Source organism: Pseudomonas sp. KUIN-1, assembly GCF_009176725.1.
Lineage (GTDB): Bacteria > Pseudomonadota > Gammaproteobacteria > Pseudomonadales > Pseudomonadaceae > Aquipseudomonas > Aquipseudomonas fragariae.
This window is the reverse complement of the sequence record NZ_AP020337.1, coordinates 1,731,865-1,748,243: the sequence shown is the minus strand read 5'-3', so window position 1 is coordinate 1,748,243 and position 16,379 is coordinate 1,731,865. Positions and strand designations below refer to the sequence as shown.

General features: G+C 59.2%; 13 protein-coding genes. 9 read left to right on the top strand and 4 right to left on the bottom strand.

Translation table 11 applies throughout. The annotated features are described in order from the left end of the window. Window positions 1–33: 33 nt before the first annotated feature. On the bottom strand, window positions 34–1,218 hold the full coding sequence (locus tag KUIN1_RS08390; protein WP_004408362.1) for a patatin-like phospholipase family protein: 1,185 nt from the start codon (window positions 1,216–1,218) through the stop codon (window positions 34–36). Between the two features lie 32 nt (window positions 1,219–1,250). Next, window positions 1,251–2,183, bottom strand: coding sequence for a lipid A biosynthesis lauroyl acyltransferase (locus tag KUIN1_RS08385; RefSeq protein WP_152091933.1), 933 nt, complete (start codon window positions 2,181–2,183; stop codon window positions 1,251–1,253). A gap of 120 nt (window positions 2,184–2,303) precedes the next feature. Between KUIN1_RS08385 and minC the strand changes: the two genes are divergently transcribed. The 5 genes from minC (at window position 2,304) to KUIN1_RS08360 (ending at window position 6,960) form a co-directional block, all read left to right on the top strand. After that, on the top strand, window positions 2,304–3,044 hold the full coding sequence (gene minC / locus KUIN1_RS08380) for a septum site-determining protein MinC (protein WP_003368369.1): 741 nt from the start codon (window positions 2,304–2,306) through the stop codon (window positions 3,042–3,044). 231 nt (window positions 3,045–3,275) lie between these two features. Further along, a complete protein-coding gene (gene minD, locus KUIN1_RS08375; RefSeq protein WP_003317454.1) occupies window positions 3,276–4,088 on the top strand; it encodes a septum site-determining protein MinD in 813 nt (270 codons plus the stop codon). Further along, window positions 4,088–4,342 (top strand): cell division topological specificity factor MinE, encoded by a 255-nt coding sequence (gene minE / locus KUIN1_RS08370; protein ID WP_003317453.1) that lies wholly within the window; start codon window positions 4,088–4,090, stop codon window positions 4,340–4,342. The genes minD and minE overlap by 1 nt, the downstream gene beginning before the upstream one ends. A 90-nt stretch (window positions 4,343–4,432) precedes the next feature. Further along, entirely contained in the window at window positions 4,433–5,068 is a 636-nt protein-coding gene (locus KUIN1_RS08365) for an RluA family pseudouridine synthase (RefSeq protein WP_011267128.1), read from the top strand. A gap of 602 nt (window positions 5,069–5,670) precedes the next feature. Next, window positions 5,671–6,960, top strand: a complete 1,290-nt coding sequence (locus KUIN1_RS08360; protein ID WP_011267127.1) for a M18 family aminopeptidase — start codon at window positions 5,671–5,673, stop codon at window positions 6,958–6,960. A 251-nt stretch (window positions 6,961–7,211) separates the two neighbouring features. Here KUIN1_RS08360 and KUIN1_RS08355 read toward each other — a convergent pair whose 3' ends face one another. After that, the gene (locus tag KUIN1_RS08355; protein WP_152091932.1) at window positions 7,212–11,270 is read right to left on the bottom strand and encodes a beta strand repeat-containing protein; all 4,059 of its coding nucleotides are present in this window, start codon (window positions 11,268–11,270) and stop codon (window positions 7,212–7,214) included. Window positions 11,271–11,729: 459 nt separating this feature from the next. Next, window positions 11,730–12,449 (bottom strand): UTRA domain-containing protein, encoded by a 720-nt coding sequence (locus KUIN1_RS08350; protein WP_162886048.1) that lies wholly within the window; start codon window positions 12,447–12,449, stop codon window positions 11,730–11,732. A 354-nt stretch (window positions 12,450–12,803) separates the two neighbouring features. Between KUIN1_RS08350 and KUIN1_RS08345 the strand changes: the two genes are divergently transcribed. The 4 genes from KUIN1_RS08345 (at window position 12,804) to KUIN1_RS08330 (ending at window position 16,379) form a co-directional block, all read left to right on the top strand. After that, complete coding sequence (locus KUIN1_RS08345; protein WP_004408569.1) at window positions 12,804–13,871, top strand: ABC transporter substrate-binding protein; 1,068 nt, start codon at window positions 12,804–12,806, stop codon at window positions 13,869–13,871. Window positions 13,872–13,949: 78 nt separating this feature from the next. Next, complete coding sequence (locus KUIN1_RS08340) at window positions 13,950–14,756, top strand: alkaline phosphatase family protein (RefSeq protein ID WP_011267123.1); 807 nt, start codon at window positions 13,950–13,952, stop codon at window positions 14,754–14,756. After that, window positions 14,753–15,595, top strand: coding sequence for an ABC transporter permease (locus tag KUIN1_RS08335; RefSeq protein WP_003421288.1), 843 nt, complete (start codon window positions 14,753–14,755; stop codon window positions 15,593–15,595). The genes KUIN1_RS08340 and KUIN1_RS08335 overlap by 4 nt, the downstream gene beginning before the upstream one ends. Next, window positions 15,582–16,379, top strand: coding sequence for an ABC transporter permease (locus KUIN1_RS08330; protein WP_004408565.1), 798 nt, complete (start codon window positions 15,582–15,584; stop codon window positions 16,377–16,379). The genes KUIN1_RS08335 and KUIN1_RS08330 overlap by 14 nt, the downstream gene beginning before the upstream one ends.

Sequence of the window (16,379 nt, the reverse complement as noted above, 5' to 3'; positions counted from 1 at the left end):
TCCACGGCAGGGCTCGCTCCTGCCGTGGCGACGTCAGGTCAGACGCAAAAAGCGCTTCAGTTCGGCACCCTGAGCAATCGCATCGTGACGCCCCAGCTCGATCAATTCGCTGCAATAACCTGACTCGAACAGCAGATAGCTCAGCACACTGGCACCGCTGCTCCTGGTCGCGCCCGGCCCGCGCAGGAACGTGCGCAGTGCGGGGGGCAGTTCACGGCGGTGGCGGGCCGCGATTTCATCCAGCGGACGGCTCGGCGAAATCACCAGCACTTCCACCGGCTCCATGCCCGGCTGCCTGATCTGCTCATCGGGCAGCAACGCGCTGGCCGTGTTCAGTCGTTCAAGCAATTCGATATCGCTTTCCAGGTTATCAATAAAGGTGCTGTTGAGCATGTGCCCGCTGATCTGCGCCAGACTCGGCTGCATGCCGTTCGGTGGACGTGGTGCGGGTCGTTCGCTTTTAAGCCCGCGCGGATTGCCGCTGACACCCACGACCAGCACCCGATTGGCCCCTAGATGCAGCGCCGGGCTGATCGGTGCAGATTGACGCACGGCTCCGTCACCAAAGTATTCCTTATCGAGCATCACTGGAGCGAACAGCAACGGGATAGCCGAGCTGGCAAGCAGGTGATCCACGGTGAGTTGCGTCGGACGACCGATACGCCGATGACGTAACCACGGCTCGATGGTGCCCCGCCCTTGATAAAACGTGACCGCTTGCCCCGACTCGTAGCCAAAGGCTGTCACCGCCACCGCGCGCAGGTGGTGAGCATTGATCGCCGCTTCGATCCCGGAAAGGTCCAGCCGCTCGTTGAGCAGTTCACGCAGCGGTGAGCTGTTGAGCAAGGCAACGGGAATGTTTCGTCCGAAGCCCATCAGGCTGCGGCCAAAAAACCGGCTGGCCTGGTGGATCACACCCGACCAGTCGCTGCGTAAAACCTGATGACTGCGAAATGACTGCCAGAACTCGGTCAATTGGTGAATGGCAATGCGAAAGTGCAGCGCACCGCTGGCCAGTTTCACTGCATTGATCGCCCCTGCCGACGTGCCGACAATGACCGGAAAAGGGTTGGGCGCCCCGGCAGGCAACAGGTCGGCAATGCCTGCAAGCACCCCGACCTGATAGGCGGCACGTGCACCACCACCTGAAAGAATGAGCCCGGTTACCGGTTCGACCGGACTCCTCACAGCATTGATCGCAACAGCAGGATCTGGCATCTACAACTGACCTCGGTGATCGAAGACGCGTTTTATTTATGCTTGTTGTATAGCTTCGGTTCACCTGGCGGTCGACTTTTGAAGCGTCGATGGGCCCAAAGATATTGTTCCGGGCATTCAGTGACGGCCTTTTCCACCCATTGGTTGATGCGCAGGCAATCGGCTTCGTCGCTTTCCCCCGGAAAGTTATCCAGCGGCGGATGGATCACCAGCCGGTAACCACTGCCGTCTGCCAGACGCCGCTGAGTGAAGGGCACAACCTGCGCACGGCCCAGGCGGGCGAACTTGCTGGTGGCGGTCACGGTCGCGGCCTGGATGCCGAACAGCGGCACAAAAATGCTTTGCTTGGCGCCATAGTCCTGATCCGGCGCATACCAGATGGCCCGGCCGGCGCGCAGCAACTTGAGCATGCCGCGCACGTCATCGCGCTCGACAGCCAGCGAATCAAGGTTATGGCGCTCGCGCCCGCGACGCTGGACGAAGTCGAACAGCGGGCTCTTGTGCTCGCGATACATGCCGTCGATGGTGTGCTGCTGGCCCAGCAGCGCCGCGCCGATTTCCAGCGTGGTGAAATGCAGCGCCATCAGAATCACGCCCTCGCCTTTTTTTTGGGCATTCTGCAAATGCTCGAGCCCTTCGACGTGGGCAAGCCTGGCCAGACGTTTTTTCGACCACCACCAGCTCATCGCCATCTCGAAAAAGGCAATCCCGGTGGAGGCGAAGTTTTCCTTGAGCAGACGCTTGCGCTCGGCCGCGGACAAATGCGGGAAGCACAGCTCCAGATTGCGCGACGCGATTTTTTTTCGATCAGTGGCCACACGGTACATGATGGCGCCCAGTGCCCGACCGATGACCAGCAGAACACAAAATGGCAATTGAACAATCAGCCACAAGAGCCCCAGCCCCAGCCATAGCGGCCAGAAACGGGGGTGAAGGAAACTGGCTTTAAGACGCGGGCGATCCATTTGGGCTTCCGTCAGAACAAAGGCCGCGCATTCTACAACGGTTCTGGCCGCTTGCGGCTCGCGGGCGTTCTCGCTATAAGTCTCGGCACTTTTAGCGACAAGCTGTTGTGTATATCAACCATGAGCCAGATTGAATCGCAAAACCCGGAACCTGTATTTCAGCTCAAGGGCAGCATGCTCGCCATCACCGTGATGGAGCTGGCCCGAACCAACCTTGAAGCGCTCGACAGGCAGTTGGCCGCCAAGGTGGCACAAGCCCCCAACTTCTTCAGCAATACGCCGTTGATCCTGGCTCTGGACAAACTCGCACCGAACGAGGGGCCGGTGGATCTCCCGGGTCTGGTGCGCATCTGTCGCCAGCATGGCCTGCGCACCCTGGCGATCCGCGCCAACCGCATCGAAGACATTGCTGCGGCGATTGCCGTCGACCTCCCGGTCCTGCCGCCGTCCGGCGCACGTGAACGCGTGATCGACCCGGTCGAGGCCGAAGCACCGAAAAAAATACCGGAAAAACCACCCGAGCCACTGATCAAGCCGACCCGCGTGATAACCGCTCCGGTACGCGGCGGGCAGCAGATCTACGCTCAGGGCGGCGACCTGGTGGTAGTCGCGCCGGTCAGTCCTGGTGCGGAACTTCTCGCCGATGGAAACATCCATGTCTACGGCCCGATGCGTGGCAGGGCACTGGCGGGAATAAAGGGCGATACCAAGGCACGCATCTTCTGTCAGCAGTTGAGCGCCGAGCTGATTTCGATTGCCGGACAATACAAGGTGTCCGAGGACTTGCGCAGGGACCCGTTATGGGGCTCGCCGGTCCAGATCAGCTTGTCAGGTGATGTGTTGAACATCATTCGTCTTTAACGGATACTGCCGCAATTTTCAAAGCATCTCTGATTCGTCGCGAAATTGTCGTGAAGGCGGCAGGAAGTTCTGAAAAGCACTGCTTTTCAGCGGGTATATGAGTCGAAAGTAATAGCTTAGTGCTAGCTTTCCGGAATCAGACCCCAGGGCTTCCAGAATGCTTCGGCGTGCGCGGCGCCAGGAGATGCCTTTCAGGGACTCAATGTCCTTTTCCTCTAGGGGTGATACACCTTGGCCAAGATTCTCGTTGTTACATCCGGCAAGGGTGGTGTGGGCAAGACCACCACCAGCGCCGCCATCGGTACCGGCCTCGCACTGCGCGGCCACAAGACAGTCATCGTCGACTTCGACGTCGGTCTGCGTAACCTCGACCTGATCATGGGTTGCGAACGTCGTGTCGTGTATGACTTCGTCAACGTGGTCAATGGTGAAGCCAACCTGCAACAGGCGCTGATCAAGGACAAGAAGATCGAAGGCCTGTTCGTGCTGGCCGCCAGCCAGACCCGCGACAAGGAAGCACTGACCAAGGAGGGCGTTGAAAAAGTCCTCATGGAGCTGAAGGAATCCTTCGAATACATCGTCTGCGATTCGCCGGCCGGCATCGAAACCGGTGCTCACCTGGCCATGTACTTCGCCGACGAAGCCATCGTCGTGACCAACCCTGAAGTCTCGTCGGTGCGTGACTCCGACCGCATGCTGGGCCTGCTGGCCAGCAAATCGCGTCGCGCCGAACGCGGCGAAGACCCGATCAAGGAACACTTGCTGCTGACCCGCTACAACCCTGAGCGCGTCAGCAAGGGCGAAATGCTCGGCGTGGAAGACGTCAAGGAAATCCTTGCCGTTACCCTGCTCGGCGTGATTCCCGAATCCCAGGCTGTACTGAAAGCTTCCAACCAGGGCGTGCCGGTCATTCTCGATGACCAGAGCGACGCGGGTCAGGCCTACAGCGATGCGGTCGACCGCCTGCTGGGCAAAACACTTGAGCACCGGTTTCTGGATGTGCATAAGAAAGGATTCTTTGAACGCCTGTTCGGGGGTAATTAATGAATATTTTTGACTTCTTTCGTGACCGCAAAAAAGGAAGCACGGCCTCGGTAGCGAAAGAGCGTCTACAGATCATCGTTGCTCACGAACGCGGCCAACGCAGTACCCCGGACTACCTTCCTGCGCTGCAGAAAGAGCTGGTGGAAGTGATCCGTAAATACGTCAATATCGAGTCTGATCAGGTACAGGTCGCTCTGGAAAGCCAGGGCAGCTGTTCTATTCTGGAACTCAATATCACCCTGCCCGATCGCTGATCAGGCAGTCGCTCGCGGCGGTATCGGCGCACTTCTCCGGAAGCTGCGCCCTTGCCGCCGTCGGCGTTTCTAGCGTTTCGAGGCCGTTGCATGCCGTTGTCGAACATCCGCATCATTCATCAGGACGCCGCCGTTCTGGTGATCGATAAGCCTACCCTGCTGCTTTCCGTTCCCGGTCGTGCCGACGACAACAAGGATTGCCTGATTACCCGCCTGCAGGAAAACGGTTACCCCGAAGCGCGTATCGTCCATCGTCTGGACTGGGAAACCTCGGGCATCATTCTGCTGGCCCGCGATGCCGATACGCATCGCGAACTGTCGCGTCAGTTTCATGACCGCGAAACCGAGAAAGCCTACACCGCGCTGTGCTGGGGCCAACCGTCCCTGGACAGCGGCAGCATCGATCTGCCGTTGCGCTACGACCCGCCTACCAAGCCCCGGCATGTGGTGGACCACGAGGGTGGCAAACACGCGCTGACGTTCTGGAAGGTTGTCGAGCGGCATGACACTTATTGTCGCGTCGAGCTCACGCCGATCACTGGCCGCTCGCATCAGTTGCGTGTGCACATGCTGTCGATCGGGCATCCGCTGTTGGGTGATGGGCTGTACGCGCATCCGGAAGCGCTGGCGGCCTATCCACGTCTGTGTCTGCATGCCAGCATGCTGAGCTTCACGCATCCCGGGACTGGCGAGCGAATGACCTTCGAGTGTGCTGCGCCGTTCTGATTTAAATGACGCGCTGACTATCGTCCCTATGCTCCGCGTCACACAGAGGTTCTGTGATGTCAGGTGGATTGGCGTTCGGGCCCGACTATCGTTCCCACGCTCCGCGTGGTAATGCCGTTCGTGACGCTCCGCGTCACACAGCGGTTCTGTGATGTCAGGTGGATTGGGGTTCCGCTCAGGTCACCTTTTCGCCCCTCGGCGACTCACTTTGAGGGACCAAAGTGAGCAAAGTCCCCGCTCCTGTTTCCGGCCCGACTTCGTCGGGTTCCTTCGCCCTGACACTGATCCGGGGGTCGCCGCAACGCGCCATCCATGGCGCGGTGCGGCTAGCCTGGCGTCCTGCCAGGCTACCCCCGGATCAGCACCAGGACTCAGCCGTCACTAACGTCGCACTCTGCGTCGTCAGTGACATCGTGGTTGAGAAGCGCTTTTGCGGCAATGACTGCGGTTTTGATTATCGTGCCGACGCTCCGCGTCGGCATGCAGTTCGTGACGCTCTGCGTCACACAGCGCATCGGCACGAGAGCTGCGCGATGAGCGCAACCGAAGGCAGCAAATCATCCAATACGGTAAACTCGCGCCATTGTTGTCTGGAGCTATTTATGCGCGCAGAGTTGAACAAAGGCCTTATTGATTTCCTGAAGGCTTCTCCTACCCCATTCCACGCCACTGCCACCCTCGTGCAACACTTTGAAGCCGCAGGTTTTCAGCGGCTGGACGAACGTGATACGTGGGCAGTAGAAACCGGAGGTCGTTACTTCGTCACCCGTAACGACTCCTCCATTGTCGCTTTCCGCATGGGCCGTCAGTCGCCACTCAGTGGCGGCATCCGCATGGTCGGTGCGCACACCGACAGCCCGTGCCTGCGGGTCAAGCCGCAACCGGAACTGCAACGCCAGGGTTTTTGGCAACTGGGCGTCGAAGTCTACGGCGGCGCCTTGCTGGCTCCCTGGTTCGATCGTGATCTGTCGCTGGCCGGGCGCGTCACTTTCCGCCGCGATGGCAAGGTCGAAAGCCAACTGATCGACTTCAAGCTGCCGATCGCCGTGATTCCCAATCTGGCCATTCACCTGAACCGCACTGCCAACGAAGGCTGGGCGATCAACGCGCAAAACGAACTGCCGCCCATCCTGGCGCAGGTAGCCGGTGACGAGCGCGCGGACTTCCGTGCGCTGCTGACCGACCAACTGGCCCGCGAACACGGGCTCAATGCCGATGTGGTGCTCGATTACGAGCTGAGCTTCTACGACACCCAGGGCGCCGCTGTGGTCGGCCTCAACGGGGATTTCCTGGCAGGCGCACGCCTTGACAACCTGTTGTCGTGTTTCGCCGGGATGCAGGCACTGCTCAACACCGAGAGCGACGAAACCGCCCTGCTGGTGTGCACCGATCACGAAGAGGTTGGCTCGTCTTCTGCCTGTGGCGCAGACGGCGCGATGCTTGAGCAGATCGTCCAGCGCCTGTTGCCAAGCAGCGAAGACTACGTGCGCACGATTCAGAAGTCGCTGCTGATCTCAGCCGACAACGCCCACGGCATTCATCCCAACTACGCTGACAAGCACGACGCCAATCACGGCCCCAAGCTCAACGCCGGGCCGGTGATCAAGGTCAACAGCAACCAGCGTTACGCCACCAACAGCGAAACCGCCGGTTTCTTCCGCCATCTGTGCATGGCCGAAGAAGTCCCGGTGCAGAGCTTTGTGGTACGCAGCGACATGGGTTGCGGCTCGACCATCGGACCGATCACTGCCAGCCATCTGGGCATCCGCACGGTAGATATCGGCTTGCCAACGTTCGCCATGCACTCGATCCGCGAACTGGCCGGCAGCCATGACCTGGCGCATCTGGTCAAGGTATTGAGCGCGTTCTATGCCAGCCACGAGCTGCCATAACGACTGAGGCGATCATCGGTAACGCGGGAGCGGCCTGCTGCTCTCGCGTGTCAGTATTGACCCCGGTAAACGCCATTGAAAAAAATAAAACCTCTCTAATCACAACGATAAAAAAGCTGCTTTTGCCTGCATGATCCTGAGCCATATCTTACGCAACAAAAGATCATTCGTTTATAAAGGGACTTCATGTCCCGAACTCCATCGACACACCCTGTCGATGATTCAGTAGTGGAGTGCTTGAATATCGCTGGCTACTCTACCTCTATCCAGTCATCTTCCTCGTCGGGTTTATCGACAATATCGTCATCTTCGTTCACGTAATACGGTATATCGGCTTCAACACCGTTCTCACCCGTTTTGGCAACCAGTTGCCTGTACCTCTTCCCGTCCCAGAGCCTGAAAATCAGCGTGGAGTCTTCTCCAGCCGAGAGCGTCGAGCCTTCACTGCCAATAAGTTTGCTCCGCGCGCCGGCCGTCAAGATACTGTTCTTTCCAGCGGTCAATCTGCTTTGATCGCCCGCCATCAGGGTGCAGTCATGCCCGCCGGTGAGTTTGCTTCTATCGCCGGCGGTCAGATAACTGTTATTACCGGCCAGTAGTTTGCTGCGGTCACCCGCGGTCTGATTACTGTCTGCACCGGCAATCAAACGGCTGCGATCACCCGCCAGTTGTACGCTGCCCGCACCGGCAATCAGCGTGCTGCGAAAACCTGCGGTCTGCGAGCTGCCCTTGCCGGCGATCAGCATGCTTTTATTTCCGGCGACCTGAATGCTTTCATGGCCTGCAATCAACGAGCTGCCGTAACTTGCAATCTGGTTACTGCCATAACCCGCAGTCAATGTGCTGCGAATGCCCGATGTAAGGCTACTGCCATAACCGGCGATCAAAACACTGCGAAGTCCGGCGATCAGCGTACTGCCATAGCCTGCCGTCAGAAAACTTCTGATTCCGCTGGTCAGGGAGCTGCCATAACCGGCGATCAACGAGCTGTCCTGCCCGGCCGTTGCAGTGCTGCCATAGCCCGCAGTGAGTGAACTTCCGTACTCTGCGGTCTGAGTACTGCCATAGCCGGCCGTGAGGGTACTTTTGTAGCCGGCCGTTTGCGTACTGCCGTAACCGGCGATCAGCGAGCTGGCAAAGCCGGCGGTGGAAGTGCTCCCGTAGCCTGTGGTGAGCGAGCTGTTTTCCTGTGCGGTTTGCGTGCTGCCGTAACCGGCGGTCAAGGTGCTCTCGTAGCCTGCCGTCTGCGTGCTGCCATAACCTGCAATCAACGAACTCGCATAGCCGGCAGTGGAAGTACTTCCATAACCTGTCACCAGGTCACTGCGCTCCTGTGCGGTTTGCGTACTGCCGTAACCGGCGGTCAACGTGCTCTCGTAGCCTGCCGTCTGCGTACTGCCGTAACCCGCGATCAGCGAGCTGGAATAGCCCGCAGTGGAGGTACTTCCGTAACCGGTGGTGAGCGAGCTGTTTTCCTGCGCGGTCTGCGTACTGCCATAACCGGTCGTCAACGTGCTCCCGTAGCCTGCCGTCTGCGTGCTGCCATAGCCGGCGATCAAGGAACTGGAGTAGCCCGCAGTCGACGTGCTGCCATAACCTGCGACCAGGTCACTGCGCTCCTGTGCCGTCTGGGTACTGCCATAACCGGCGGTCAGTATGCTTTTGAAGCCCGCCGTCTGGGTGCTGCCGTATCCGGCGATCAGCGAACTGTTTGAACCTGCCGTTGACGTGCTGCCATAGCCTGCGACAAGGTCACTGTGTTCTCTGGCCGTCTGAGTACTGCCATAACCGGCGGTCAGCATGCTTTTGTAACTCGCGGTCTGGGTGCTGCCATAACCTGCGATCAGCGAACTGCTTGAGCCTGAGGTTCCTGTACTGCCATAGCCCGCAATCAGGTCGCTACCGTCCCTGGCAGTCTGAGTACTCCCATAGCCCGCGGTCAGGATACTTTTGTGGCCCGCTGTCTGTGTACTCCCGTAACCGGCGATGATGAAGCTTTCATGACCCGCAGTGCCGGTACTTCCATAACCGGTGGTGAGGTTACTGGCAGCCCCCGCCGTTTGCGTACTGCCATAGCCGGATGTAAGTACGCTGCCCTGCTGTGCGGTCTGGGTACTGCCATAACCTGCCGTGAGCGAGCTTTCACTGCCAGAGGTTTGCGTGCTGCCGTAACCGGCGATCAACGAGCTGTCGGCGCCAGCTGTTCCCGTACTGCCATACCCGGCTGTCAGCGTGCTGCCTTCACGGGCCGTCTGGGTACTGCCGTAACCCGCGGTGAGCGAACTTTCACTGCCTGAGGTCTGCGTGCTGCCGTATCCGGCGATCAACGAGCTGTCGGCACCTGCCGTACCCGTGCTGCCATAACCCGCAGTCAGGTTGCTGCCTTCCTGGGCCGTCTGCGTACTGCCGTAACCTGCTGTCAGCGCACTGTCACTTCCCGAGGTCTGCGTGCTGCCGTATCCGGCGATCAACGAGCTGTCGGCACCAGCCGTGCCAGTGCTGCCGTAGCCCGCCGTCAGATTGCTGCCTTCCTGGGCCGTCTGCGTACTGCCGTAACCTGCTGTCAGCGCACTGTCACTTCCCGAGGTCTGCGTGCTGCCGTATCCCGCGATCAGAGAGCTGTCGACACCTGCTGTACCCGTGCTGCCGTACCCCGCCGTCAGATTGCTGCCCTCCTGGGCCGTCTGCGTACTGCCGTAACCCGCCGTGAGCGAACTGTCGCTGCCCGAGGTTTGCGTGCTGCCGTAACCGGCGATCAGCGAGCTGTCGGAACCTGCCGTGCCGGTGCTGCCATACCCAGCAGTGAGATTGCTGCCTTCCTGAGCCGTTTGCGTGCTGCCGTAGCCGGCGGTCAGGGCGCTGTCGCTTCCCGAAGTCTGCGTGCTGCCATAGCCGGCGATCAACGAGCTGTCGGCACCTGCGGTACCAGTGCTGCCGTACCCGGAGGTCAGGTTGCTGCCTTCCTGAGCCGTCTGCGTACTGCCGTAGCCCGCGGTCAGCGAACTGTCGCCGCCCGAAGTCTGGGTACTGCCGTAACCGGCGATCAACGAGCTATCCGAGCCCGCCGTGCCGGTGCTGCCGTACCCAGCGGTAAGGTTGCTGCCTTCCTGAGCCGTTTGCGTGCTGCCGTAACCCGCCGTGAGCGAGCTGTCTTCTCCGGAAGTCTGTGTACTGCCGTAACCGGCGATCAACGAACTATCCGAGCCCGCCGTGCCGGTGCTGCCGTACCCGGCCGTCAGATTACTGCCTTCCTGGGCCGTCTGCGTGCTGCCGTAACCCGCCGTCAGCGAGCTGTCACCTCCAGAGGTCTGTGTACTGCCATAACCGGCGATCAGCGAGCTATCGGAGCCCGCCGTGCCGGTGCTGCCGTACCCGGCCGTCAGATTACTGCCTTCCTGGGCCGTCTGCGTGCTGCCGTAACCCGCTGTGAGCGAGCTGTCTTCTCCGGAAGTCTGAGTACTGCCGTAACCGGCGATCAACGAACTATCCGAGCCAGCTGTTCCCGTACTGCCATACCCTGCCGTCAGGTTGCTGCCTTCGCGGGCGGTCTGGGTGCTGCCGTAACCCGCCGTCAGCGCGCTGTCCCCTCCGGCAGTCTGGGTGCTTCCATAGCCTGCGACCAGCGAGCTGTCGGAACCGGCGGTTCCTGTACTTCCATAACCGGCAATCAGATCACTGTGGTTGCCAGCGGTCTCGTTACTGCCATAACCGGCAATGAGCCGACTGTGGTTGTCGCCACTCAACGTGCTGCCGTAAGTGGCGGTCTGCAAATTCTGCGGCGTCGTTACCGGCAGGGTATTTACTGAGGGGGCCGCTGCGATGACCAACGCCACATCGAACACTTCATGACTGGCCTGTTCGGCCACCGGTAACGTGACACTTGCCGCCACAGGTAATGTGACATGTGCTGCCGCAGGCGTGGGCGGGGGCGGGAGCGTGGCCGTGGTCATTGACGTGGGCGGGGGCGTTGATGCAGGGTCGGCCTGACGCGCCGAAATGAAGTGTGACGCGCTGATCCTGTCGCCGACATGAACCACCTCAGCGCGCGGAAACTTGACCATTCCCGGCTCATCCAGACTGATGATGTCTGCAACGGCGACTTCACAGACAATCCATCGCGCATCGGCATGCACGCTTAGAAAAGCGCTGGTTCCAGCGCCCCACAGTAAACCCACCAGACCATTCTCGTGACGCCTGGTTGACTGCCAGTATTTGGATTCAACCGTCCCGGAAGCGGGCCATATAAGGCCGCAATGATCGGCCATGTTATTTGCACAGGTACGCAGCACCAACGCCTTGTCGAGATTCATTACAGCATCCTCATAGATCCTTTAAATAAAAGCAGCTGCACTTATCAAGCATTGCTTTACAGGACAACCGCCATGTCAGCCTTAATCCAATGTGGAACGATGGTGCACAAAACAGCCACTAACAGCGCACATCCTTCCGCACTAAAAAACCTACCACACCCCACTAAAAAACATTAATTAATACTAACTTTTTTGTAAATTCTTCATGAAAGATTAGAATAATTACTCTGAAAATCCTGATGACAAAAACCAACTAATCTACGCCCACGCCCCAAGAGACAACAGCGTTATCTTCATTGATTTTTTTTGTTAGTTAAACGCATGCGTTACACAGAGCCTATTAAACAGGCCCTGCACCTCGCAAGTTTCCGACCACTGAAATGAGCATTTACTTATAGAAAACAGGCAACTAACGACGGTGCAGACCGTGCCTGGCAAGCAGGTTTTAAATACAGGCGTTCAGTCGCCATGCACCTCAGCGCGCACATAAATAGCATCATGACGCCAGTATTCGAGATCGCAATCGATCAACCGGTCTTTGCGGTCGTAATTGACTCGTGCAATGCGCAGGCCCGGACTACCCAGTGAAACCTTCAGTGCTGCGGATGCTTCGCTGTGCAAAGACGTGGGAACCATGTCGAAGCGCACCCGGCCGCAGTGAATGTCGTAGCAGCGGGCGTAGAGTGCGGTCAGCGATTCGTTCAGATCGTGTTCGAGAATGCCGGGGAACAACTCCGGCCTCAGGTAGTGCTCGACATACAGCACCAGGCGCTGATCGATTCGCCGCGCGCGACAGATCTGGATCACGCTCGACAGCGCCGGCAGTTCCAGCATTTCACAGATCATCGCTGAAGCAGGTTGCAGGCGTGCAGAAAGAAGCTGGGTGTGAGGCACCCTTCCCTGGGCACAGACCATTGCGTGGAAATGGCTGCGCCTGATCAGGTCATAGGCCAGCCGCGGCGGCGAGATGAACCAGCCACGCCGCTCTTCGCGGTAAATCAGCCCCTGCGACTCGAGTTGCAAAAGCGCTTCCCGCAAGGTGATGCGTGTGGTGGCGAATACCTCACTGAGCTTGCGCTCTGCAGGCAACTTGCTGCCATGCGGCAACAAGCCGTGTTCGATCTGCTCCTGCAGCGCATGGCAAATCGTGGTTACCGCCCGTGGTACATCTTCGCGCATTCCGGTATCCGTCTGGACTAGACCAGCCCTGTTACGAGGCATACATCAGTGCGGTCAACGCCGTTGACTCCCTTGCGGTGAGCCTAGGCCGGGTACATGACTGTCCTGTTACAGGACAAATCACGTTGCATGCCAACTGTGCTGAAAACAGCCCCGAACCCCCTGCTCAGCGCGCACGTTGCGATGGTCTACGCTTAGCGCCAGGCACTGCCAGGGCCCTTGAAAAACGCTTTTGTCTACGCGACACGACACGAAAATGTCATGCAAAAAGCCTAACTTGGCTCAGGTATTGCTGATCTAGACCAAACAATCCGCAACGAACACTTCTTGCAAGAAGTGCACTAGGAGCTCCGAATGAAACATCTTTTGTTGGCATCACTCCTCGGTTCAGCCATGGCAATGAGTTCGCTGGTCATGGCTGCGGACACGGATCTTAAAACGCTGGAGGCTGCGGCCAAGGCTGAAGGCGCAGTCAACAGCCTCGGCATGCCGGATGACTGGGCAAACTGGGGCGGCATCTGGAAAGACCTGGAAGCCAAATACGGCCTCAAGCACATGGACACCGACATGAGTTCGGCCCAGGAGATCGCCAAGTTCGAAGCGGAGAAAGACAACGCCAGCGGTGACATTGGCGACGTAGGCGCAGCATTCGGCCCTATCGCCGCAGCAAAAGGCGTCACCCAGCCTTACAAGCCAACCACCTGGGAGCAGATCCCGACCTGGGCCAAGGACACGGACGGCCATTGGGCGCTGGCCTATACGGGCACCATTGCCTTCATCGTCAACAAAAACCTGCTGCACGGCTCTGAAATCCCGAAAAGCTGGGCTGACCTGAAAACCGGCAAATACAAGGTTTCCATCGGCGATGTGAGCACTGCGGCTCAGGCTGCCAACGGTGTACTGGCAGCGGCCATCGCCATGAAAGGTGACGAAAGCAACATCGCACCGGGCCTGGCACTGTTCACCGATCTGGCCAAACAGAAGCGTCTGTCGCTGGCCAACCCGACCATTCAGACCATCGAGAAAGGCGAAATCGAAGTCGGTGTGGTCTGGGACTTCAATGGCCTGAGCTACAAAGCCAAGATGACCAAACCCGATGATTACGTCGTGCTGATCCCGTCGGACGGCTCGGTGATTTCCGGCTACACCACCATCATCAACAAGTATGCCAAACACCCGAACGCCGCCAAGCTGGCGCGTGAGTACACCTTCAGCGACGCGGGTCAGATCAGGCTGGCAGAAGGCAATGCGCGCCCGATTCGCGTAGAGCACATCAAATTGCCTGAAGATGTTCAAGCCAAGTTGCTGCCGCAAGACCAGTACAAAAACGCCAAGCCGATCAAGAACGCAGACGCCTGGGAGAAAACCTCCAAAGCGCTGCCGCAGATGTGGAACGAGCAGGTCATCATCGAGATGAACTGATCCTCTCCTGCGGCTCAGGGATGAAGTCGTGTACACCGGGCGAGCCAGTCTCGCCCGTTCTTTCAAAGCGAGTTGCCCATGAAACACAACGTCATCCTGATCGTGCTGGACGGCCTCAATTACGAAGTCGCACGCCATGCGATGGGGCACCTGCAAGCCTGGCATGATGCAGGCAGGGCCGCGCTCTACAAGATCGAATGCGAACTGCCCGCCCTCTCCCGCCCCCTTTACGAATGCATACTGACCGGCGTTGCGCCCATCGACAGCGGCATCGTGCATAACAACGTCTCACGCCTGTCGAATCAGCGCAGCATCTTTCACTATGCTCGCGACGCCGGACTGAGCACGGCAGCGGCGGCCTATCACTGGGTCAGCGAGCTGTACAACCGCACGCCGTTCGACCCGGCACGCGACCGCCACACCGAGGCAGCGGACCTGCCGATCCAGCACGGGCTGTTCTACTGGGCCGACCACTACCCTGATTCGCACCTGTTCGCCGACGCCGAAAGTCTGCGCCTCAGCCACGCCCCGAACTTTCTGCTGATCCACCCCATGAACATCGACGACGCCGGGCACAAGCACGGCCTCGACACTGCGCAGTACCGCAACAGCGCCCGCAGCGCCGACATCATTCTGGCTGACTATCTGCAACGCTGGCTGGATGCGGGGTATCAGGTGCTGGTAACCGCCGACCACGGCATGAACAACGACCGCTCGCACAACGGGCTGTTGCCGGAAGAGCGTGAAGTACCGCTGTTCGTTATCGGCGATGCCTTCAGCCTGAATGTCGACGCCGCGCCGCGCCAGACCGATCTGTGCGGCACCGTTTGCGAGCTGCTGGGTATCCCTCACGACAAACCGGTCTGCCGGGAGATCTTCAATTGACGACCTTTTCCCGAGGCAAGTGGCTGGGGCTGTTGTGCCTGCTGCCCTTCGCCGTATTTTTCATCGTGTTTCAGATCGCACCGCTGTTGTGGGTCGCGATCCACAGCCTGCAAAGCGATGCCGGCTGGGGCTGGGAAAACTTCACCCGGGCGTTCAGCTCGAAGTTCTATCGGCAGGCCATTCAGTACAGCCTGGAGATCAGCTTCTGGTCGAGCCTGTTCGGCATCATCATCTCCGTTCTGGGTGCCTATTCACTGCGCAAGGTGGATTCGCGGCTGCGCGATTTCGTCAACTCGTTCGCCAACATGACCAGCAATTTCGCCGGCGTTCCACTGGCGTTCGCGTTCATCATCCTGCTGGGGTTCAACGGCGCGCTGACCCTGATCCTCAAGCAGACCGGGATCATCGATGACTTCAACCTGTATTCCAAGACCGGACTGATCATCCTTTATACCTACTTCCAGATCCCCCTCGGCGTGCTGCTGCTCTACCCCGCATTCGATGCCGTGCGCGAAGACTGGAACGAGTCGGCAGCGCTGCTGGGGGCCAGCAGCTATCAGTTCTGGCGCTACATCGGCCTGCCGGTGCTGACCCCGGCACTGCTCGGCACCTTCGTCATTCTGCTGGCCAATGCGCTCGGCGCGTATGCCACGGTCTACGCGCTGACCACCGGCAATTTCAACGTATTGCCCATCCGTATCGCGGCGATGGTCGCGGGCGATATCACGCTGGACCCGAACATGGCCAGCGCGCTGGCGATGATTCTGGTCGGTCTCATGACCCTGGTCACGGTGGTCCATCAGTGGCTGTTGAGAAGGAGCTACCATGTCACGCGTTGAACGAGGGCCTGCGAGCATTTATCACAAGACGGTGGTCTGCCTGCTGTTCCTGATCCTGTTGCTGCCGCTGGCCGGCACCTTCCTGTACTCGATCGCGACCAGCTGGTCGGCGACCATTCTGCCCAGTGGCCTGACCTTCAAATGGTACGTGGCGCTGTGGAGCGACCCACGCTTTCTGACGGCGTTCGGCCAGTCACTGCTGGTCTGCGTCGGCGCACTGATCCTTTCGGTGGTGCTGATTCTGCCCCTGCTGTTCGTCGTGCATTACTACTTTCCGCGCCTCGACGGGCTGATGAACATCCTCATCCTGCTGCCGTTTGCCGTGCCACCCGTGGTTTCCTCGGTCGGCCTGCTGCAGCTGTATGGCTCAGGCCCCATGGCGATGGTCGGCACACCGTGGATTCTGATCGGCTGTTACTTCACCGTCGCCCTGCCCTTCATGTACCGCGCCATCACCAACAACCTGCAGGCCATCAACCTGACAGACCTGATGGACGCCGCCCGGTTGCTCGGCGCCAGCACCTGGCAGGCGGCGTTCATGGTGGTGCTGCCCAACCTGCGCAAGGGCCTGATGATTGCCCTGCTGCTGTCGTTCTCGTTCCTGTTCGGCGAATTCGTATTCGCCAACCTGCTGGTCGGCACGCGCTATGAAACCCTGCAGGTGTACCTCAACAACATGCGCAACAGCAGCGGTCACTTCAACAGCGCGCTGGTGATTTCCTATTTCCTCTTCGTGCTGGTGCTGACCTGGGCCGCCAATCGACTGAACAAGGACAAAGACTGA